Source organism: Pseudomonas sp. CFII64 (assembly GCF_000416235.1).
Taxonomy (GTDB): domain Bacteria; phylum Pseudomonadota; class Gammaproteobacteria; order Pseudomonadales; family Pseudomonadaceae; genus Aquipseudomonas.
In genome coordinates, this window is sequence record NZ_ATLO01000026.1 from 19,459 (window position 1) to 38,057 (window position 18,599).

An 18,599-nucleotide genomic window follows, 5' to 3' on the forward strand; every position below is an offset into this window, starting at 1 on the left:
TTTTCAAAGGATTCAGGCAAGTGTTGGAACGCATCGCAGTCATCGACTTTGAAACCACTGGCATTTCCCCCGGCCACGGCTGTCGGGCGACGGAAATCGCCGTGGTGATCATGGAACAGGGGCGTATCGTCGAGCGTTATCAGAGCCTGATGAACGCGGGTGTGCGCATTCCTTCGTTCATCGAGTCGCTGACCGGCATCAGCAACAGCATGATTCGTACAGCGCCCAGCGCCGAAAGAGTCATGAACGATGTGGCGGATTTTGTCGGCATGACGCCATTGGTGGCGCATAACGCTTCATTCGACCAGAAGTTCTGGGATTACGAGCTGTCGCGCATCCAGCGTAACCGCGAACAAAGCTTCGCCTGCTCGATGCTGCTGGCCCGCCGCCTGATGCCCGGCGCGCCGAACCACAAGCTTGGCACACTGACCAGCTACGCGCGGTTGCCCAACACCGGCAAGGCTCACCGGGCCATGGCCGATGCGGAAATGGCCGCCAACCTCACCGCGCACCTGACCAACGAGCTGCGCCACACCCATGGCATCGCCGGGATTTCTCATCAGTTGCTCTGCACCTTGCAGAAAGTCCCCGCCGCCAAGATCAGCGAAGCGCTCAAACGTCAGCGCGGATTCTGAGTCGCTGAGTGAATTGCCGAATTCAGGTTGAAATTGGCCAGCAAGAAACGGGTTTTGCACAGTGGACAGCTTGTTTAAAACAGGTTTAACGCCTGCTTCCAAGATCAGCCTTTCTAAAGAGCTGGCTAATAACAATTAACTTTCGAGTCTGACATGCCGAGTTCTCGTCGTTTTCCGTTGCTACTGATTGGTGCCTTTGCGGCTTTGTATCTGGTGTGGGGGTCAACCTATCTGGTGATCCGCATTGGCGTCGAATCCTGGCCACCGCTGATGATGGCCGGGATTCGCTTCCTGATCGCCGGCTGCCTGATGTATGCCTTCCTGCGCTATCGCGGCGCGCCGGCTCCAACTTTTGCGCAATGGAAGGCGTCGGCTGCAATCGGCTTCCTGTTGTTGGCGTGTGGCAACGGCGGGGTGACGTTGGCGGAGCATGCGGGCATCGCCTCGGGTATTGCCGCGCTGGCGATTGCCACCATGCCACTGTTTACCCTGTTGTTCGGCCTGTTCTGGGGCAATCGCACCACGCGCCTGGAGTGGGCGGGGATCATTCTGGGGCTGATCGGCATCGGCCTGCTGAACCTGGGTTCGAACCTGCAAGCCAGTCCTTATGGCGCTGCACTGGTGATTTTCGCCGCAGCGGCCTGGGCCTTCGGCTCGGTGTGGAGCAAACATCTGCCATTGCCCGAAGGCCCGATGGCCAGTGGCGCGGAAATGATTACCGCTGGCGTCATGCTGCTGATCGCCAGTGCCATCAGTGGCGAGCATCTGGACCATATGCCCAGCGCAGCGGGTTGGGGCGCCCTGGCGTACCTGATTGTGTTCGGCTCCATCGTGGCGTTCAGTGCCTACATGTACCTGCTGAAAAATGTCCGGCCCGCCGCCGCCACCAGTTATGCCTACGTCAATCCGGCGGTGGCGGTGTTGCTGGGTATCCTGTTCGCGGGCGAAACCATCGGTCCGGAAGAATGCCTGGCGATGGCGGTGATTATCAGCGCCGTGGTGCTGATCGGCCTGCCGCAATGGCGAAAGCCGCAGCCGGAACAGGCCGGATCGGTGAGGACAGGGTAAACTCCGCGTCTTGCGTTGAATTTCCCTATGGTATTACCGATGACATTTGCCACTCTTGGCCTGATCGAACCCCTGCTGCGCGCCCTTGAAACGCTCGGTTACCAGACGCCGACGCCTGTGCAGACCCAGGCGATCCCGCCGGTTCTGGCCGGGCGTGACTTGATGGCCGCTGCCCAGACCGGCACCGGCAAGACCGCCGGTTTTGCCTTGCCGCTGCTGCAACGATTGACCCTGGAAGGCCCGAAAGTGGCCGCCAACTCGATCCGTGCCCTGGTCCTGGTGCCGACCCGCGAGCTGGCCGAACAGGTCCACGAGAGCATTCGTCAATACGCTGAACACCTGCCGCTAAGCACTTACGCGGTCTATGGCGGCGTGAGCATCAACCCGCAGATGATGAAGCTGCGCAAAGGCGTGGATGTCCTCGTCGCAACGCCGGGTCGTCTGCTGGATCTGCATCGCCAGAACGCATTGAAGTTCTCGCAACTGCAAACCCTGATCCTCGATGAAGCCGACCGCATGCTGGACCTGGGCTTCTCGGAAGAGCTGCGCAGTATTTATGCCGCGCTGCCTAAACGCCGCCAGACCTTGCTGTTCTCGGCGACGTTTTCCGACGCGATTCGTCAGTTGGCGGCGCAAATGCTCGACGATCCACTGACCATTGAAGTCAGCCCGCGCAACGTGGCCGCCAGTTCGGTCAAGCAATGGGTGGTGACGGTCGACAAGAAGCGCAAGCCGGAACTGTTCATCCATCTGCTGAAAAAACTGCATTGGTCGCAAGTGCTGGTGTTCGCCAAGACTCGGGTTGGCGTCGACCAACTGGTCGAGCGTCTGCAAGGTCTGGGCTTCAACGCCGACGGCATTCATGGCGACAAGCCACAAGCTACCCGGCAGCGGGCGCTGGATCGCTTCAAGGCCAGCGAAGTGCAGATTCTGGTGGCGACTGACGTTGCCGCGCGCGGTCTGGATATCGATGATCTGCCAACGGTGGTCAACTTTGACCTGCCGATCGTGGCCGAGGATTACATCCACCGCATCGGTCGCACCGGCCGTGCGGGCCTGACCGGCGAAGCGATTTCCCTGGTGTGCGCGGACGAAGTCGAACTGTTGTCGGCTATCGAAACCCTGACGCGGCAGACCTTGCGTCGCGAGGAAGAGCCGGACTTCACGCCTGAGCATCGGGTGCCGACAACCGATTCCACCGGGCAGATTCTGAAGAAACCCAAGAAAGCGAAAAAACCGAAGATCTCCGGCGGCGGTAAACGCAACCTGGGCAAATGGGTCGACAGCGGCGACACAGCGCCTGATCCAGTGGCGGTCAAGCCGGTGCGTAAAGTGCCCGTATTCAATACCGGACCGCGCAAGAAGAAGCCTTGATCGAGGCCTCGGCGTAATCCCGTAGGACCGGCTTTAGCCGGGAGGGCGTGCTCCCGGCTAAAGCCGGTCCTACGCACAGTTTGTACGGGTTTTACGTCATTTATCTGCGCAACCACTCCACCATCCCCAACCCCGCTGCACGGCCGCTGGCGAAACAGGCGGTCAGCAGATAGCCGCCGGTGGGTGCTTCCCAGTCGAGCATCTCGCCTGCGCAGAACACGCCGGGCAATGGCTTGAGCATCAGGCGTTCGTCCATGGCTTCGAAAGTCACGCCGCCTGCGGTGCTGATCGCTTCGTCCAACGGTCGCGGCTTGAGCAGCTTCAGCGGCAGGGCTATAAGTGCCTTGCTCAACTGGGCGGGATTATCGAATGCCTCTTTCGCGGCCAGCTCCCGAAGCAGCGCCGCCTTGACCCCGTCAATCCCCAACTGACTGTGCAGGTGCTTGGACATCGAACGCGAACCACGCGGCTTGGCGAGCAGCTTTTCAATGGTCGATGCGGTTTTGCCAGGCAGCAAGTCGAGATAAACCGTTGCTGCCCCGCGCTGATTGATCAGCTCGCGAATCTGCGCCGACAACGCGTAGACCAGGCTGCCTTCGACGCCGGTTTCGGTGAGCACGCATTCGCCCAGGCGCGCGGCCTGACCGGGCAGGCCCATGGCGATGTTCTTCAGCGGCGCGCCAGCAAATTTGCTGCGCAGCAATTCGCTCCAGTCGGCTGTTTCGAAGCCGCAGTTGGCGGCTTGCAGCGGCGCGACGTCTACCCCGCGTTGTTCCAGCCACGGCAGCCACGCGCCGTCGGAACCCAGGCGCGCCCAACTCGCGCCGCCCAGCGCCAGCAGCACGGCATCCGGATTGATCGAGGTTTCGCCGTCAGCATTGGCGATACGCAAATGACCTTGCGCGTCCCAGCCCAGCCAGCGATGTCGGGTGTGAACTGCCACGCCGGCCTCGCGCAAACGCTTGAGCCAGGCGCGCAGCAAGGGCGCGGCTTTCATGTCGGTGGGGAAAACCCGGCCGGTGCTGCCCACAAACGTCTCGATGCCCAATCCGTGAATCCACTCGCACAATTGCTCTGCACCGAAGCTGCGCAGCATCGGCGCGATCTGCGGCGCACGTTCGGCGTAGCGCGACAAAAACGCCGGGTAAGGTTCCGAATGAGTGATGTTCATGCCGCCGACACCGGCCAGCAGAAACTTGCGGCCCACCGAAGGCATGGCGTCGTACAGATCGACCTTGATTCCCGCCTGACTCAACACCTCGGCGGCCATCAACCCCGCAGGGCCGCCACCGATAATGGCGACTGAGGGTTGGGATTTGCTGGCGGGGCTGGTCATGGCGGATTTGGCATCTCGGTAGGAGGGGACTTGTCCCCGATGGCGTCGGATTGACCGGCATCATACAGCCTGGTCCAGCCTCATATCTGCGTCAGCCTCTTTCCCGGACAAGTCCGGTCCTGCCGACCCTGCACAACCGGTAGGAGGGGACTCGTCCCCGAAGACGCCAGTGCAAGCGCTGGAGATCTTCCTCGGTAGGCCCGTCGTTTTCCCGGACAAGTCCGGTCCTGCCGAGCCATACACAATCCGGTAGGAGGGGACTTGTCCCCGAATGCAGTGTCGAAAGTCCTGTGTCATGTTGCTTACAACCCCTCCGAAACCCAGACCTTCTGCGCGCTGTGATGCAAAATCCCGTGTCGTCGCGCCAGTGCCTGGCGATCCTTGCTGTAGCCGCCGCCGATCACGCCCATGACTGGAATATCCCGGTGCAGGCAGTGGCGCAACACCGCTTCGTCTCGTGCAGCCACTCCGGCGTCGGTCAGTTTCAGGTAGCCGAGGGCGTCGTCCTGATGGACATCGACACCCGCGTCATACAACACCAGATCCGGCTTATAGAAGGGCAGCAGGTAGTTGAGCGCATCATCGACGACGTTCAGGTATTCCTCATCACCCGTGCCCATGGCCAGCGGGATGTCCCAGTCGCTGTGGGCCTTGCGGGCCGGGAAGTTCTTTTCGCAATGCAGCGAGACGGTGATGGCGTCTTCGGTGTCGGCGAGAATCCGCGCGGTGCCGTCGCCCTGATGCACGTCGCAATCGAAAATCAGCACCTTGCTCACGCGGCCGCTTTGCAGCAGGTATTGGCTGATCACCGCCAGGTCATTAAAGATGCAAAATCCGGCGGGATAATCGTAGTGTGCGTGATGGGTGCCGCCTGCCAGATGACAGGCGAGGCCATGTTCGAGGGCCTTTTCGGCAGTCAGCAGCGAGCCGCCGACCGCGCGCACAGTACGCCGGGCGAGGGCTTCGCTCCACGGCAGGCCGAGGCGGCGCTGGTCTTCCCGGGACAGATCACCTTCCATATAGCGGCGAATGTAGGACGGATCATGGGCCAGGGCCAGAATCTCGTTCGGGCACAATTCCGGGCGCAACAGTTGCGCATCGGTCGTCAGGCCGCTGTCGATCAAGTGATCGCGCAGCAGACGGAACTTGTCCATGGGGAAGCGATGGTCAGCCGGGAAGTCCGGGCTGTAATCCTCGTGATAGATGAGCGGCAGGGACATTTTGCGTCCGTTGAGAGGTCGAAGCCGGATAGTGCCAGCATTGCTCGTGTCCGCCCAGCGTTGCGGTTGATCGAGCGCAACACAGGCCGACTATCCACCGACCGTTCAGACAGCCTGTCCAGGAGTAAACGATGGAGCCGATACTCAAGCTCGAGAGCGCGCGCTTGTTGATGCGCCAGTGGCGAGATGACGATTTGCCAGCATTTGCCGCCCTGTGCGCCGATCCGCAGGTGATGCGCTACTTTCCTGCGCCGCTGACTCGCCTGGAAAGCGCGGCGTTGATCGGGCGCGTGCGTGGGCATTTTGCCGAGCTTGGTTTCGGAATGTGGGCGCTGGAGCGCAAGGACAGCGGTGAGTTCATTGGTTTTACCGGCCTCTGCGTGGTGGGGTTCGATGCGCATTTCACCCCGGCGGTGGAGATCGGCTGGCGCCTGGCTCGCGAGCATTGGGGTTTCGGTTACGCCAGTGAAGCGGCCTGGACCGCTCTGGGCTGCGGGTTCGAGCGCCTGGGGCTGGAGCAGATCGTGTCGTTTACCGCCGTCAGCAACCTGCCGTCGCAGAAAGTCATGCAGGCCATCGGCATGCTCAGCGATCCGACGGAAAACTTCGAGCACCCGAAACTTCCGACAGGGCATCCCCTCAGGCCCCATGTGCTGTATCGAATCAATCGCCAACAATGGCTGAAAACCCTGCAAGCTTGACCGGGAATGCCTGGTTTATTTCTGTATCATTTCAACTTTGTCGCGCCGCAAAGGGCGACCAGGTTTCGGGTGAGGAATGATGCATGAGCCAAGTATTGGATGATCTGGTCGAGCTGCTGACGCTGGAGCCGATTGAGGAAAACCTGTTTCGCGGCCGCAGCCAGGATCTTGGCTTTCGTCAGTTGTTCGGTGGGCAAGTGTTGGGCCAGTCGCTGTCGGCCGCCAGCCAGACCGTAGAGGACGCGCGCCACGTGCATTCGCTGCACGGCTATTTCCTGCGCCCCGGCGATGCTGGTTTGCCGGTGGTCTATCAGGTGGATCGGGTGCGCGATGGTGGCAGTTTCAGTACGCGTCGGGTCACGGCCATTCAGAAAGGCCAGCCGATCTTCACCTGCAGTGCTTCCTTCCAGTACGACGAGAAGGGCTTTGAACATCAGACGTCGATGCCCGATGTGGTCGGCCCGGAAAACCTGCCTTCGGAGCTGGAGTTGCTGCAGCAACGCGCGCACCTGATTCCCGAGCAGATGCGCGACAAGATGCTCTGCCCCAAGCCCATCGAATTCCGTCCGGTGACGGCGTCCGACCCTTACAATCCGCAGCCTGCGGAACCGGTGAAGTACATCTGGTTCCGCGCCGACGGCACGCTGCCCGAGATCCCGGCGCTGCATAAATACCTGATGGCCTACGCGTCGGATTTCAATCTGCTGACCACGTCGCTGCTGCCCCACGGCAAAACGGTCTGGCAGAAGGATATGCAAGTGGCCAGTCTCGACCATTCGTTGTGGTTCCACGGCGACCTGCGCGCCGATGACTGGCTGCTGTATGCGATGGACAGCCCGTGGGCGGGCAATTTCCGTGGTTTTTCCCGAGGCAGCGTCTACAACCGCGCCGGCCAGCTGGTGGCTTCGGTCAGTCAGGAAGGCTTGATTCGTCATCGCAAGGATTGGGCATGAATCTGAACGGTATTCACCACTGGGTGTTCGACATGGACGGCACCCTGACCATCGCCGTGCATGATTTTCCGGCGATCAAGCGTGCGCTGGATATCCCGCAGGATCACGACATTCTCGGCCATCTGGCGGCATTGCCCGCCGAGGTGGCTGCGGCCAAGCATGCCTGGTTGCTGGAGCACGAGCGCGAACTGGCCCTGGGTTCGCAAGCGGCGCCGGGCGCGGTGGAACTGGTGCGTGATCTGGCCGGGCGTGGTTATCGCCTGGGCATTCTGACCCGCAACGCGCGGGAGCTGGCGCATGTGACCCTTGAAGCCATCGGGCTGGCGGATTGTTTTGCGCTGGAAGACGTTCTTGGTCGCGACGAAGCGGCTCACAAACCCGATCCGGCCGGCCTGCTGCATCTGGCGCGCGCCTGGCAGGTCGAGCCGTCGCAAATGGTCATGGTCGGTGATTATCGCTTCGACCTGGATTGCGGCCGCGCGGCCGGAACCCGGACCATTCTGGTCAACCTGCCGGAAAACCCATGGCCGGAACTGGCCGATTGGCACGCACAGGATTGCGTGGAGTTGCGTGGGTTGTTGGCCTGAAGTAGGAGGGGACTTGTCCCCGAAGAGGCCGGGGCAAACGCTGAAGATTTACGTCAGCAGGATTGCCGCCTTCCCGGACAAGTCCGGTCCTACCGAGTCCACGCAAACCGGTAGGAGGGGACTTGTCCCCGAAGACGCCCGTGCAAACGCTGGGGATCTTCGTCGGCAGGCCCGCCCCCTTGGCGGATGAAGTCAAAGCGGCTTGAACAACACCGCCTGGCCTTCCGGCGAGGTGAACATGCCGTCGCCGTTGTGGCCGACATTGGGCACGATGATCAAACGTTGGTTCAGGCCTTCCGGATGGCGTTTCTTCAGATAGTTGAAGTAGTTCTCGCCGCGCGCCAGGCGGAATGCGCCCTGGGCTTCGGCGCCGCAGGTCTTGTCCAGCGCGGGATGGTTGGGGTTGGTGTCGAGTTCGCCCAGCAAGTAGGTGACGTCGCGTTTGACGTAACCCTGCTCGATTTCAGCCGGGTTCACTTTGCCGGCATAGGTCGGCATGTGTTTCAAGCCGTACTTCCAGTCATCAAAGCCCGGACACTGCGCCGCAGTCACCGGCACTGGCCGTTCAGCATCGAACCAGGCATAGCTGGACGGGTTGGCAATCACATAACGCAGCTTGATGCCTTCTTTGCGCAGCAGCACGTCTTCCTTGCCGCCCAGCATCACGTAGCGTTGCACCACCTGCGCGCCGCCGGAGTGACCGGCAATCACGATTTCCTTCAGGTTCGGGTACAGCTTGCTGTCGCTGAGGCGGCGCAGAATATGGTCGATGACGATGAACGAACTGACCGGCTTGGGCCCGACGGCGGTGTCGCCCGCCATCCAGTCGTTGCCGTGCCAGCGCAGGATATTGTCCGCGAGGTGGTGCGCGACGACATCTTTCTCATTGAGGAATTGTGGCGCGATCAACAGCGTCTTGCTGCGTTGCTTTGACTGATTGGCCGCACGCTCGATGCTGCGCAGGTAAGTCTGCGCGTTGCGCAAGCGGCCGTGCAGCACAATCACTGCACGCTCGATCTGCGGCTTGGGATGAATCCATTCCTGGCTCAAGCCGAGCGTGGCCTGTACGCCATTGATGGTCAGTCGATCCGGACTGATTGATTTGACCGCCTGATCCTCGGCATGAGCTGCAAAACTCAGAAGGGCGCTTAACGACAGGACCAGAAGCGGTTTCATCATGTGATCAGAGGCTCTTTGCTGCGAACGTGTCGCACTGATTGATTTGGCCTTGGGCGAAGCCGGTCTTGAACCAGCGAACCCGTTGAGCGGAGGTCCCGTGCGTGAACGAATCGGGTACTACGCGGCCCTGGCTTTGCTGCTGTAAGCGGTCGTCACCAATGGCGTTGGCCGCATTCAGCGCTTCTTCAATATCGCCGGGTTCGAGCCAGTTCAAACGCTTCTGCGCATTGAATGCCCAAACCCCGGCCAGACAGTCGGCCTGAAGTTCCTGGCGTACCAGCAAGCCATTGGTGCCTTCCATTTTCTGGCCCCGTTGACGGGCTGCCTGAACCTTATCTGAAACACCCAGTAACGTCTGCACATGATGGCCTACTTCGTGAGCAATCACATAGGCCTGTGCGAAATCTCCTGCGGCTTTGAAGCGCTGGGACATTTCCCGGAAGAAATCCATGTCCAGATAGACCTGCTGATCCGCGGGGCAATAGAACGGCCCGCTGGCCGACGTGGCAAAACCGCACGCGGATTGAACCTGGCCGCGAAACAGTACAAGGGTCGGGTCTTTGTATTGGCGGCCGTTAAGCTGGAAGACGGCGCGCCAGGTGTCTTCGGTATCGCCCAGAATCGAACGGACGAATTCGGCCTGCGGATCATTGGCGGGCGGCGCCTGCTTTGTCTGCGGGGAGACCGCTGCCGGTTGCTCGCTCATCTGACCGGTGATCTGCCCGAGAATCTGCATCGGGTCCTGACCGGTCAGCAGGCCAATGGCGACGATGATCACAATGCCACCGATCCCCAATCCCTTGCCGCCCAGGCGCATCCCACCGCCGCCGCTACCGCTGTCTCGCGCATCTACCACGTTGTCGCTGCGGCGACCTTTTTTCCATAGCATGGGGCAATCCTCTACTGATCCTTTATGGAGTTTCGCTGCTAGGTCGGGTATGCGCCAGTCTGATTATCCAGGCTGGCGAAATGGATGACGTTAAGCGACGAATCTTCGACGGATAAGTAGAGGTGTTTTGGCAGGTATTAGTTCGCCATTATTCCGCGTTGTACAACCTGGCTTGCCTAGCCCATCCAACCACCGCTAACCAAGCACCGCTGACTGTTCAGCCATCAGCGCCTGACCAGCAAAACCCCCGACTCCATGTGATGGGTATACGGAAACTGGTCAAACAGCGCGCAGCGTTCGACACGATGGGTGTCGTGCAGTTGGGCGATGTTGGCGGCCAGGGTTTCCGGGTTGCAGGAGATATACAGGATGCGCTCGAAGCGCCGGGTCAGCTCGCAGGTGTCCGGGTCCATGCCGGCGCGGGGCGGATCGACGAAGACGCTGCCAAACGCGTAGCTCTTCAAATCCACGCCGTGCAGACGACGGAACGGTCGCACCTCATTCAAGGCCTGGGTCAACTCTTCAGCTGAAAGACGCACCAACGTGACGTTATCCACCGCGTTGTCCGCGAGGTTGGCCAAGGCTGCATTCACCGAAGTCTTGCTGATTTCCGTGGCCAGCACTTTGCGCACTCGCGTCGCCAGCGGCAGGGTGAAGTTGCCGTTGCCGCAATACAACTCCAGCAGATCGTCATCCCGCGTGCCCAAGGCATCGTAAGCCCAGTTGAGCATCTTCTGGTTCACCGTGCCATTGGGCTGAGTGAACGCGCCTTCCGGCTGGCGATAGCTGAAGGTGCGTCCGGCGACGTCCAGTTCTTCGGTCACGTAATCGCGGCCGATCACCAGACGCTGGCCCTTGGAACGACCGATCAGGCTGACGTCCAGCTCGGTGGCGAGTTTTTCGGCGGCGGCGGTCCACTCTTCGTCCAGCGGGCGGTGATAACACAACGTGATCAGCGCATCGCCGGCCAGCGTGGTCAGGAAATCCACCTGAAACAGTTTGTGGCTCAGTACGCCGCTGGCTTCCCAGCGGTCGCGCAACACCGGCATCAGCGCATTGATGCGTTCGCTGGCGATGGGCAAGCCTTGCAGCAGGATCGGCGTGCGGTTGTCGCCGGGGGCGAACATCGCGTAGTGGCGCTTCTGGTCTTCGCGCCATAGACGAAACTCGGCGCGCAGCCGGTAATGTTCGCGCGGCGAGTCAAACACCTGCGGCTCGGGTGCGTCGAACGGCGCCAGCAACTCACGCAGGCGCACGGCTTTCTCGGCCAGCTGACGGTCGTAGCTGGCGGGATCGAATGGAACGCTCATTGAAAAAGACTCATGCAGGGAACCAACCCAACTTGATCACGAACAGAATCGACAGGATCACCAGCGCCGAATTCAGCTCGCGCCAGCGACCCGACAACAGTTTGATCGCTGTCCAGGAAATGAAACCAAAGGCGATGCCGTTGGCAATGGAATAGGTGAAAGGCATGGCCAATGTAGTGATCACTACGGGCGCGGCGACGGACAGATCGTCCCAATCGATTTCCGCCAGCCCGGACGCCATCAAAACCGCTACGAACAGCAACGCCGGAGCAGTTGCGTAGGCCGGAACACTGCCCGCCAGAGGGGCAAAGAACAACGCCAGCAGGAACAGAATCGCCACGACAATCGCAGTCAGCCCGGTGCGGCCGCCAGCGCTGACCCCAGCTGCGGATTCGATATAACTGGTGGTGGTCGAGGTGCCCAGCAGCGAACCGGCCATGGCGGCGGTGCTGTCAGCAATCAGGGCGCGGCCCATTTTCGGCATGTGGCCGTTCTTGTCCATCAAACCGGCGCGTTTGGCGACGCCGATCAGCGTGCCCGAGTTGTCGAACAGATCGACGAACAGGAACGCGAAGATCACGCTGATCAGGCCAACATCCAGCGCACCCCTGATGTCCAGCTGCAGGAAGGTCGGCGCCAGCGAAGGCGGCATCGACATCACCCCGCCAAATGGCGTGAAGCCGAGCAGAATCGAGACGATGGTCACGGCGAGGATGCCGATCAGCACCGCGCCGCGTACCTTGAGTATTTCCAGTGCGATGATCAGGAAGAAACCCAGGGTGGCGAGGACAGGCGCTGGTTTTGCCAGGTCGCCCAAACTGAGCATGGTCACCTCGTGCTTGGCCACGATGCCGGCATTTTGTAACGCAATCAGCGCCAGAAACAGGCCGATACCGGCGGCAATTGCCGAGCGCAACGGCAGCGGGATGCTGTTGATGATCCATTCACGAATGCGAAAGATCGACAGGATGAAGAACATCACTGCCGAAATGAACACCGCGCCCAGCGCCACTTGCCAGGTATGGCCCAAGTGCAGCACGACGGTATAAGTGAAGAAGGCGTTGAGCCCCATGCCCGGCGCCAGGGCAATCGGGTAGTTGGCAATCAGGCCCATGGTCGCCGAACCGATGGCGGCGGCCAGACAGGTCGCGACGAACAGCGCGCCCTTGTCCATGCCGGTTGCGCCGAGGATGCTCGGGTTGACGAACAGGATGTAGGCCATGGCCAGAAAGGTCGTGACGCCCGCGAGAATCTCGGTGCGCACGTTGGTGTTGTGTGCCTTGAGTTGAAACAGCCGTTCCAGCATGTCTGGCTCCCCGTGACGCGCCTGCGTCGTAAATGAATCGACTAAAACAGCAAAGCACAGACTGCGCAGGCAGCCGGGACATTTTCTGTGGGTCGAAAAAGCCGCGCATCATACCAGTAGCGTGTTCATATGACTGCTCACCGATCATCGGCGGTTGTTCACAAAATCTGGCTAAGCTTGCCTGAAACCTTTTCGAGGAGTCGCCTGTGAGTAAAAGAGCCTTGATTGTGGTGGCGGATGGCATCGACGATCTGCAAAGCGTGACCTTGATCGACGTGCTGCGGCGCGCCGATGTCGACGTGGTGGTGGCCAGCATCGAGGCGCGGCGCATGCTGACTTGCGTGCGAGGCACTCGTTTGACTGCCGATACCATGCTGGTGGATGTGTTGGCGCAGACTTTCGATTTGATCGTGCTGCCCGGTGGCCTGCCCGGCGCGCAGCACCTGGCTGAACATCAGCCGCTGGCGCAACGCGTTCGCGAACAGGTCGCAGCGGGCCTGTTCTACGCCGCCATTGCCGAAGCCCCGGCGCTGGCGCTGCAAGCTTACGGGGTGCTCAAACAACGCCGCATGACTTGCAGTGAGGCGGTCAGTGACCGGCTGTCAGGCTGTTCATTTGTTGATCAGCCGGTCGTGGTGGACGGCAATTGCATCACCGCCAAAGGTTCAGTCGCGGCACTTGAGTTTGCCTTGATGCTGGTCGAGCAACTGTGCGGCAAGGCACGGCGGGCGGCGGTTTCAAACGCCATCGCCTGACGCTGCCAGGAGGGGACTTGACCTGAATCAGGTAGGAGGGGACTTGTCCCCGAAGGCGAATTCCGAGGCGTAGAAATTTTCCAGACTTGTCTCGTTGCCCGTCCAATTGCTTTCGGGGACAAGTCCCCTCCTACCGGTTTGTATACGCTCTTGCGCCCCCTTATCGACGCCCGTCAACAAACCCTGAACGTTGCCACACTCGCGAAGTCGTAGCCCTTAAGACGCAGGAAAAACTGCGCTACTACGTACCTACCGTGAGGTTCCCATGACTGCAACTACCCCCAAGGATTTCGCCGGCCATGCGATAAACCTGACCCTCAACGGCCAGCCTCGAACGCTCGATGTTCAGCCCTGGATGACATTGCTGGATCTGCTGCGCGACCGGCTTGACCTGACCGGTAGCAAGAAAGGCTGCGACCATGGCCAGTGTGGCGCGTGCACGGTATTGCGCGATGGCAAGCGCATCAACGCCTGCCTGACCTTGGCGATCATGTGCGATGGAGCCGAACTGACCACGATTGAAGGGTTGGCCGATGGCGAGCAGCTGCATCCGTTGCAGCAAGCGTTCATCAAGCACGACGCTTTCCAATGCGGCTATTGCACGCCGGGACAGATTTGCTCGGCCGTGGGCCTGGCCAATGAAGGACGCGCCAGCAGTCGCGCCGAAATCCAGGAAATGATGAGCGGCAACCTTTGCCGTTGCGGGGCATACAGCAACATTCTCGCCGCTGTTGAAGAAGTGCTGCCCGAGATGCGCCAGGCGCAATCTCCGAGGACTGGCCAATGAATCCCTTTACCTACAGCAAGCCCGCAACCGTCAGCGATGCCGTACACCTGAGCGGCGCGGCGACGCGGTTCATCGCGGGCGGCACCAACTTGCTCGATCTGATGAAGGAAAACGTCGCACGACCTGAGCACTTGATCGATATCACCGGTCTGCCGCTAAAGAACATAACGATGACGTCCGGCGGCGGCCTGCTGATCGGGGCGCTGTTCAGCAATGCCGATCTGGCCTGGAACCCGATGATCGAAAAGCAATATCCTTTGTTGTCTCAGGCGGTGTTGGCCGGTGCCTCGCCGCAACTGCGCAACATGGCGAGTACCGGTGGCAATCTGTTGCAGCGCACCCGCTGCTATTACTTCTACGACGCCAATGTGCCGTGCAACAAACGCGAACCCGGTAGCGGCTGTCCGGCGCGTAATGGTTTGAACAGAATCCACGCGATTCTCGGCGCCAGCGACGAGTGCGTTGCGACTCATCCTTCGGACATGTGCGTTGCCCTGGCCGCGCTGGATGCCATCGTTCACGTCGAAGGCCGTGCAGGCCGTCGCACGATTGAGTTTGCTGACTTCCACAGGCTGCCGGGCAACGCCCCGGAACGAGACAATCAGCTGGCCGACGACGAACTGATTACTGCGGTTGAGCTGCCGCCAGCCGGTTTCAGCACCCACCACAATTACCTGAAGATTCGGGATCGTGCGTCTTATGCATTCGCCCTCGTGTCCGTCGCCGCTGCGCTGGAGCTGGACGGCGGAATCATTCGCGACGTGCGCCTGGCCCTCGGCGGCGTCGCGCACAAACCGTGGCGCGACAAGGCCGTCGAGCAATCGCTGATCGGCAAGCCGGCCTCTCGCGAGAACTTCGCGGCAGCGGCTTATGCGCTGCTCAGGCAAGCCATGCCACTTGAGCATAACGCCTTCAAAATCAAGCTGGCGCGTCGGGCGATCATTCGTGCCTTGAACGATGCCGCTGTGGGAGTAAATGCCCAATGAACAGCCTGACAAACCAAACGGCTTCACCCTTGGGCCAACCGCTGGACCGCGTCGATGGCAGGCTCAAGGTCACCGGCCAGGCGCGTTATGCCGGGGAGTACCCGGAAACCGGCCTGCTGCATGGCAGCGTGGTGTCCAGCAGCATCGCTCGCGGCCGCGTGACGCATATCGATATCAGCGAGGCGTTGCAGGTGCCCGGCGTGGTCATGGTGCTGGATCACAAGAACCGACCCCGCCTCGCCAGTTACGACGAAGACTATCAGGACGCTGACTCAGCCGAGGGCTCGCCATTTCGCCCGCTGTATAACGACCGGGTGTTGTACAGCGGCCAGCCGCTGGCGCTGGTGGTGGCGCAAACTCTGGAGCTGGCGCGTTATGCAGCTTCGCTGGTACGCATTGAGTATCTGCTGGAGCATCACGAGACCAACTTGCTGGCGGTGCTTGAAGATTCCCACGCCGCGCCCGCCGAACTGCCCAAGCCGCGCGGCAACTTTCAGGCTGAGTTTGCCGGGTCAGCGCTGAGCGTCGATGTTCACTACAGCACGCCCATCGAGCACCACAATCCGATGGAGCCCCATGCGTCCACCGTGCTGTATCAGGCCGACGGCAGCCTGCATGTTCATGACAAGACCCAAGGCCCGCAAAACTGCCAGGATTACCTGCACAAAGTATTCGGCATGGATAAGGAAAAGATCCGCGTGTTCGCCGCCTTTGTCGGTGGCGCGTTCGGCTCCGGGCTGCGTCCACAGTATCAACTGCCGCTGGCGGTCATGGCGGCGCTGGAGTTGAAGCGTTCGGTACGCGTGACCCTGACTCGACAGCAGATGTTCACCTTTGGTTATCGGCCGCGCACGTTGCAGCACTTGCAACTGGGTGCAGCGGCGAACGGAAGATTGCTGGCGGTCGGCCACGAAGCCATCGGCCAGACCTCACGTTTCGAAGACTTCACCGAGCACGTCGTGGAATGGAGCGGCATGCTCTATCAATGCGACAACGTGCGGCTCAGTTACAAACTCGCACCGCTGGATGTTTTTACCCCGCTGGATATGCGTGCGCCGGGTGCGGCACTGGGCTTGATCGGTCTGGAATGCGCCATGGACGAACTGGCCTGCGCTGTCGCGATTGATCCGGTGCAACTGCGGCTGATCAATTTCGCCGAACGCAATGGCAACGAAGACAAGCCTTATTCGAGCAAGGAGTTGCGCGCCTGTTATACGCAGGGCGCGGAACGTTTCGGCTGGAGCAACCGCAACCCCGAACCGCGCAGCATGCGCCAGGGGCGACAGTTGATCGGTTGGGGCATGGCGGGTGGCGTGTGGGAAGCCATGCAAATGAAGGCCAGCGCCAAGGCCCGGATCGGCGTGGACGGCAAGTTGATCGTCAGCAGCGCGACCACCGATATCGGCACCGGCACCTACACCGTCATGACCCAGATCGCAGCCGCGGCGGCGGGTGTTGCCACTGAAGATGTCACTTTTTTGCTCGGTGATTCCTCGCTGCCCACCGCGCCGTTGCAGGGCGGGTCGTTCACGGTTTCTTCGGTGGGCACGGCTGTGCAGCAGGCCAGCAAGGCCTTGCGCGAAAAACTGTTCGAGGCGGCCTGCCAGGTCGACGCGCAATGGACTTCAGCCCATGCTGATCAGATGACCCTTGCCCAAGGCTACTTGCAGGTGGGCGAGCAACAGTTGGCACTGGCCGAAGTGTTGAGTGGCTTTCCCGACGGGCTTGAAGTCCAGGTAGATGCCGAGCCGGACAAGAAACGCGATGCTTATGCAACGGCGACGCATTCGGCGGTTTTCGTTGAAGTGCAAGTGGACGAAGACCTGGGCAGCATTCGTGTCACCCGGGTGGTCAGCGCCATCGCTGCGGGGCGGGTAGTCAATCCGAAAATGGCCCGCAGCCAGATTCTTGGTGGCGTGGTCTGGGGCGTCGGCATGGCGCTTCATGAGGAAACCCAGACCGACCATAACCTGGGGCGCCACATGAACCACAGTCTCGCCGAGTATCACATACCGGTTAATGCCGATATCGGCGACATTGACGTGATTTTCGTCGAGGAAGACGACCAGATCGTCAACGCGCTGGGTTCCAAGGGCGTCGGCGAAATCGGCATCGTCGGCGTCGCAGCGGCAGTCGCCAACGCGATCTACCATGCAACCGGCAAGCGAGTGCGGGATTTCCCGATTACCTTGGATAAGGTGCTTTGAACATCTGAATTGGATTGGGATTCGTTGGAGCGAGGCTTGGTGCAGGACCGCTTTAGCCGGGAGGGCAATTGATGCTCTCGCGACTAAAGTCGCTCCTACTGCCGATTCGCGGGCAAGCCTCGCTCCAACAGGGGCGGGGCTGTAATCCCTCAATGTCGCCAGAGTGCAAGCACAGGTCGCGCTGGTGCGCTTCGTGCCGCGCACTGCTGCGTAGTTTGGTCACTCCGGCAGCACTCGTATTGCCGCTGATGCTTGAAAAAACCAAAAATATCGAGCCGACCCGAGGGAGCACGCATGAAGAAACTAATTCGTCATATCAGTTGCGGTGTATTGATGCTGAGCAGTACGGCGTTGCTGGCTGCCGAACCCGCAGCGTGCCAGAACGTGCGCATGGGCGTGGTCAACTGGACCGATGTGATCGCCACCAGCGCGGTTGCCCAGGTCTTGCTGCAAAACATGGGTTATGACGTCAAGCAGACCAGCGCGGCGCAGCAGATTGTTTTCGGCGGTTTGCGCGACGGGCGTCTGGATATCTTCCTCGGCTACTGGAAGCCGGCGATGGACAAGAACATCGCCCCGTTCCTGGCGGCCAATCAGGTCAAGGTGCTCGACAAACCCAGCATGAGTGATGCTCAGGCGACGTTGGCGGTGCCGGATTACGTGGCCGCTGGCGGGCTCAAGACCTTTGGCGATATCGCCAAATTCAAGGACAAGCTCGGCGGCAAGATCTACGGCATCGAACCCGGCACCGGCGCCAACACCAACATCAAGGACATGATCGCCAAGAACCAGTTCGGCCTGGGTGGATTCCAGCTGGTTGAGTCGGGCGAGGCGGGGATGCTGGCGGCGGTACAACGTGCGGTCAAACGCAACGAATGGGTGGTGTTTGTCGGCTGGACCCCGCACCCGATGAACATCAACATGAAAATCGATTACCTGACCGGCAGTGAAGACGTCTTTGGTCCGCAGGAGGGCGCCGCTACCGTCTCCGTGGTCACCGCACCGGATTACGCCCAGCGTTGCCCGAACGTCAGCAAAATGTTGAGCAATCTGACCTTCACCGCCGCTCAGGAAAGCCAGATGATGGTGCCGATCATGGACCGCAAGGCGCCGGATGACGTCGCCAAACAGTGGCTGAAGGATCACCCGGAAGATCTGCAGCGCTGGCTGGCTGGCGTGACGACTTTCGATGGCAAGGACGCAGCCCCGGCGGTTGTGGCCGCTATCGGCAAATAAAGATAGCCGCTGGAGCGAGGCTTGCCCGCGAAGAGGCCAGTACATTCGCGGGCAAGCCTCGCTCCAACGA

The 18,599-nt window shown here is 60.7% G+C and carries 17 protein-coding genes; 11 read left to right on the forward strand and 6 right to left on the reverse strand.

Annotated features, from left to right (window positions below; translation table 11 throughout):
- The first annotated feature begins 23 nt into the window (after positions 1 to 23).
- From CFII64_RS11670 to CFII64_RS11680, 3 genes are all read left to right on the forward strand, one after another.
- Positions 24 to 635 (forward strand): PolC-type DNA polymerase III, encoded by a 612-nt coding sequence (locus CFII64_RS11670; RefSeq protein ID WP_044901316.1) that lies wholly within the window; start codon positions 24 to 26, stop codon positions 633 to 635.
- Positions 636 to 788: 153 nt separating this feature from the next.
- Positions 789 to 1,703, forward strand: a complete 915-nt coding sequence (gene yedA, locus CFII64_RS11675) for a drug/metabolite exporter YedA (protein WP_020290984.1) — start codon at positions 789 to 791, stop codon at positions 1,701 to 1,703.
- Between the two features lie 39 nt (positions 1,704 to 1,742).
- Positions 1,743 to 3,077, forward strand: coding sequence for a DEAD/DEAH box helicase (locus CFII64_RS11680; protein WP_020290985.1), 1,335 nt, complete (start codon positions 1,743 to 1,745; stop codon positions 3,075 to 3,077).
- 100 nt (positions 3,078 to 3,177) lie between these two features.
- On the opposite strand, the gene CFII64_RS11685 is transcribed toward CFII64_RS11680, so the two are convergent.
- Positions 3,178 to 4,413, reverse strand: a complete 1,236-nt coding sequence (locus tag CFII64_RS11685; protein ID WP_020290986.1) for a TIGR03862 family flavoprotein — start codon at positions 4,411 to 4,413, stop codon at positions 3,178 to 3,180.
- A gap of 302 nt (positions 4,414 to 4,715) precedes the next feature.
- Positions 4,716 to 5,633 carry a histone deacetylase gene (locus CFII64_RS11690; protein WP_020290987.1) on the reverse strand — a complete coding sequence of 306 codons (918 nt, stop codon included), beginning with the start codon at positions 5,631 to 5,633 and terminating at the stop codon, positions 4,716 to 4,718.
- A gap of 131 nt (positions 5,634 to 5,764) precedes the next feature.
- Between CFII64_RS11690 and CFII64_RS11695 the strand changes: the two genes are divergently transcribed.
- The 3 genes from CFII64_RS11695 (at position 5,765) to CFII64_RS11705 (ending at position 7,874) form a co-directional block, all read left to right on the forward strand.
- The gene (locus CFII64_RS11695; RefSeq protein ID WP_020290988.1) at positions 5,765 to 6,334 is read left to right on the forward strand and encodes a GNAT family N-acetyltransferase; all 570 of its coding nucleotides are present in this window, start codon (positions 5,765 to 5,767) and stop codon (positions 6,332 to 6,334) included.
- An 83-nt stretch (positions 6,335 to 6,417) separates the two neighbouring features.
- On the forward strand, positions 6,418 to 7,287 hold the full coding sequence (gene tesB / locus CFII64_RS11700; RefSeq protein ID WP_020290989.1) for an acyl-CoA thioesterase II: 870 nt from the start codon (positions 6,418 to 6,420) through the stop codon (positions 7,285 to 7,287).
- Complete coding sequence (locus CFII64_RS11705) at positions 7,284 to 7,874, forward strand: HAD family hydrolase (protein WP_020290990.1); 591 nt, start codon at positions 7,284 to 7,286, stop codon at positions 7,872 to 7,874. Before tesB ends, CFII64_RS11705 begins: the two co-directional genes overlap by 4 nt.
- 192 nt (positions 7,875 to 8,066) lie before the next feature.
- On the opposite strand, the gene CFII64_RS11710 is transcribed toward CFII64_RS11705, so the two are convergent.
- The 4 genes from CFII64_RS11710 to CFII64_RS11725 form a co-directional block, all read right to left on the reverse strand.
- Positions 8,067 to 9,053 carry a hypothetical protein gene (locus CFII64_RS11710; RefSeq protein WP_020290991.1) on the reverse strand — a complete coding sequence of 329 codons (987 nt, stop codon included), beginning with the start codon at positions 9,051 to 9,053 and terminating at the stop codon, positions 8,067 to 8,069.
- 4 nt (positions 9,054 to 9,057) lie between these two features.
- Complete coding sequence (locus CFII64_RS11715; protein ID WP_020290992.1) at positions 9,058 to 9,942, reverse strand: neutral zinc metallopeptidase; 885 nt, start codon at positions 9,940 to 9,942, stop codon at positions 9,058 to 9,060.
- A gap of 224 nt (positions 9,943 to 10,166) precedes the next feature.
- Complete coding sequence (gene trmA, locus CFII64_RS11720) at positions 10,167 to 11,252, reverse strand: tRNA (uridine(54)-C5)-methyltransferase TrmA (RefSeq protein ID WP_020290993.1); 1,086 nt, start codon at positions 11,250 to 11,252, stop codon at positions 10,167 to 10,169.
- A gap of 10 nt (positions 11,253 to 11,262) precedes the next feature.
- The gene (locus tag CFII64_RS11725; RefSeq protein ID WP_020290994.1) at positions 11,263 to 12,558 is read right to left on the reverse strand and encodes an NCS2 family permease; all 1,296 of its coding nucleotides are present in this window, start codon (positions 12,556 to 12,558) and stop codon (positions 11,263 to 11,265) included.
- Between the two features lie 206 nt (positions 12,559 to 12,764).
- Here CFII64_RS11725 and CFII64_RS11730 point away from each other — a divergent pair, with 206 nt between their 5' ends.
- From CFII64_RS11730 to CFII64_RS11750, 5 genes are all read left to right on the forward strand, one after another.
- Positions 12,765 to 13,313, forward strand: a complete 549-nt coding sequence (locus CFII64_RS11730; RefSeq protein WP_044901311.1) for a DJ-1 family glyoxalase III — start codon at positions 12,765 to 12,767, stop codon at positions 13,311 to 13,313.
- A gap of 265 nt (positions 13,314 to 13,578) precedes the next feature.
- Positions 13,579 to 14,100 (forward strand): (2Fe-2S)-binding protein, encoded by a 522-nt coding sequence (locus CFII64_RS11735; RefSeq protein ID WP_020290996.1) that lies wholly within the window; start codon positions 13,579 to 13,581, stop codon positions 14,098 to 14,100.
- Entirely contained in the window at positions 14,097 to 15,086 is a 990-nt protein-coding gene (locus CFII64_RS11740) for a xanthine dehydrogenase family protein subunit M (protein WP_020290997.1), read from the forward strand. The genes CFII64_RS11735 and CFII64_RS11740 overlap by 4 nt, the downstream gene beginning before the upstream one ends.
- Complete coding sequence (locus CFII64_RS11745; RefSeq protein WP_020290998.1) at positions 15,083 to 17,293, forward strand: xanthine dehydrogenase family protein molybdopterin-binding subunit; 2,211 nt, start codon at positions 15,083 to 15,085, stop codon at positions 17,291 to 17,293. Before CFII64_RS11740 ends, CFII64_RS11745 begins: the two co-directional genes overlap by 4 nt.
- Positions 17,294 to 17,587: 294 nt before the next feature.
- The gene (locus CFII64_RS11750) at positions 17,588 to 18,529 is read left to right on the forward strand and encodes a choline ABC transporter substrate-binding protein (protein WP_020290999.1); all 942 of its coding nucleotides are present in this window, start codon (positions 17,588 to 17,590) and stop codon (positions 18,527 to 18,529) included.
- Positions 18,530 to 18,599: the final 70 nt, after the last annotated feature.

Bases quoted from the DNA above. Each gene is read 5' to 3' on its own strand.
- CFII64_RS11725 (WP_020290994.1), bottom strand. From the start codon at position 12,558: ATGCTGGAACGGCTGTTTCAACTCAAGGCACACAACACCAACGTGCGC.
- CFII64_RS11680 (WP_020290985.1), top strand. From the start codon at position 1,743: ATGACATTTGCCACTCTTGGCCTGATCGAACCCCTGCTGCGCGCCCTT.
- CFII64_RS11715 (WP_020290992.1), bottom strand. From the start codon at position 9,942: ATGCTATGGAAAAAAGGTCGCCGCAGCGACAACGTGGTAGATGCGCGA.
- CFII64_RS11685 (WP_020290986.1), bottom strand. From the start codon at position 4,413: ATGACCAGCCCCGCCAGCAAATCCCAACCCTCAGTCGCCATTATCGGT.
- CFII64_RS11735 (WP_020290996.1), top strand. From the start codon at position 13,579: ATGACTGCAACTACCCCCAAGGATTTCGCCGGCCATGCGATAAACCTG.
- CFII64_RS11710 (WP_020290991.1), bottom strand. From the start codon at position 9,053: ATGATGAAACCGCTTCTGGTCCTGTCGTTAAGCGCCCTTCTGAGTTTT.
- CFII64_RS11705 (WP_020290990.1), top strand. From the start codon at position 7,284: ATGAATCTGAACGGTATTCACCACTGGGTGTTCGACATGGACGGCACC.
- CFII64_RS11750 (WP_020290999.1), top strand. From the start codon at position 17,588: ATGAAGAAACTAATTCGTCATATCAGTTGCGGTGTATTGATGCTGAGC.
- yedA (WP_020290984.1), top strand. From the start codon at position 789: ATGCCGAGTTCTCGTCGTTTTCCGTTGCTACTGATTGGTGCCTTTGCG.
- CFII64_RS11695 (WP_020290988.1), top strand. From the start codon at position 5,765: ATGGAGCCGATACTCAAGCTCGAGAGCGCGCGCTTGTTGATGCGCCAG.
- CFII64_RS11740 (WP_020290997.1), top strand. From the start codon at position 14,097: ATGAATCCCTTTACCTACAGCAAGCCCGCAACCGTCAGCGATGCCGTA.
- tesB (WP_020290989.1), top strand. From the start codon at position 6,418: ATGAGCCAAGTATTGGATGATCTGGTCGAGCTGCTGACGCTGGAGCCG.
- CFII64_RS11690 (WP_020290987.1), bottom strand. From the start codon at position 5,633: ATGTCCCTGCCGCTCATCTATCACGAGGATTACAGCCCGGACTTCCCG.
- trmA (WP_020290993.1), bottom strand. From the start codon at position 11,252: ATGAGCGTTCCATTCGATCCCGCCAGCTACGACCGTCAGCTGGCCGAG.
- CFII64_RS11745 (WP_020290998.1), top strand. From the start codon at position 15,083: ATGAACAGCCTGACAAACCAAACGGCTTCACCCTTGGGCCAACCGCTG.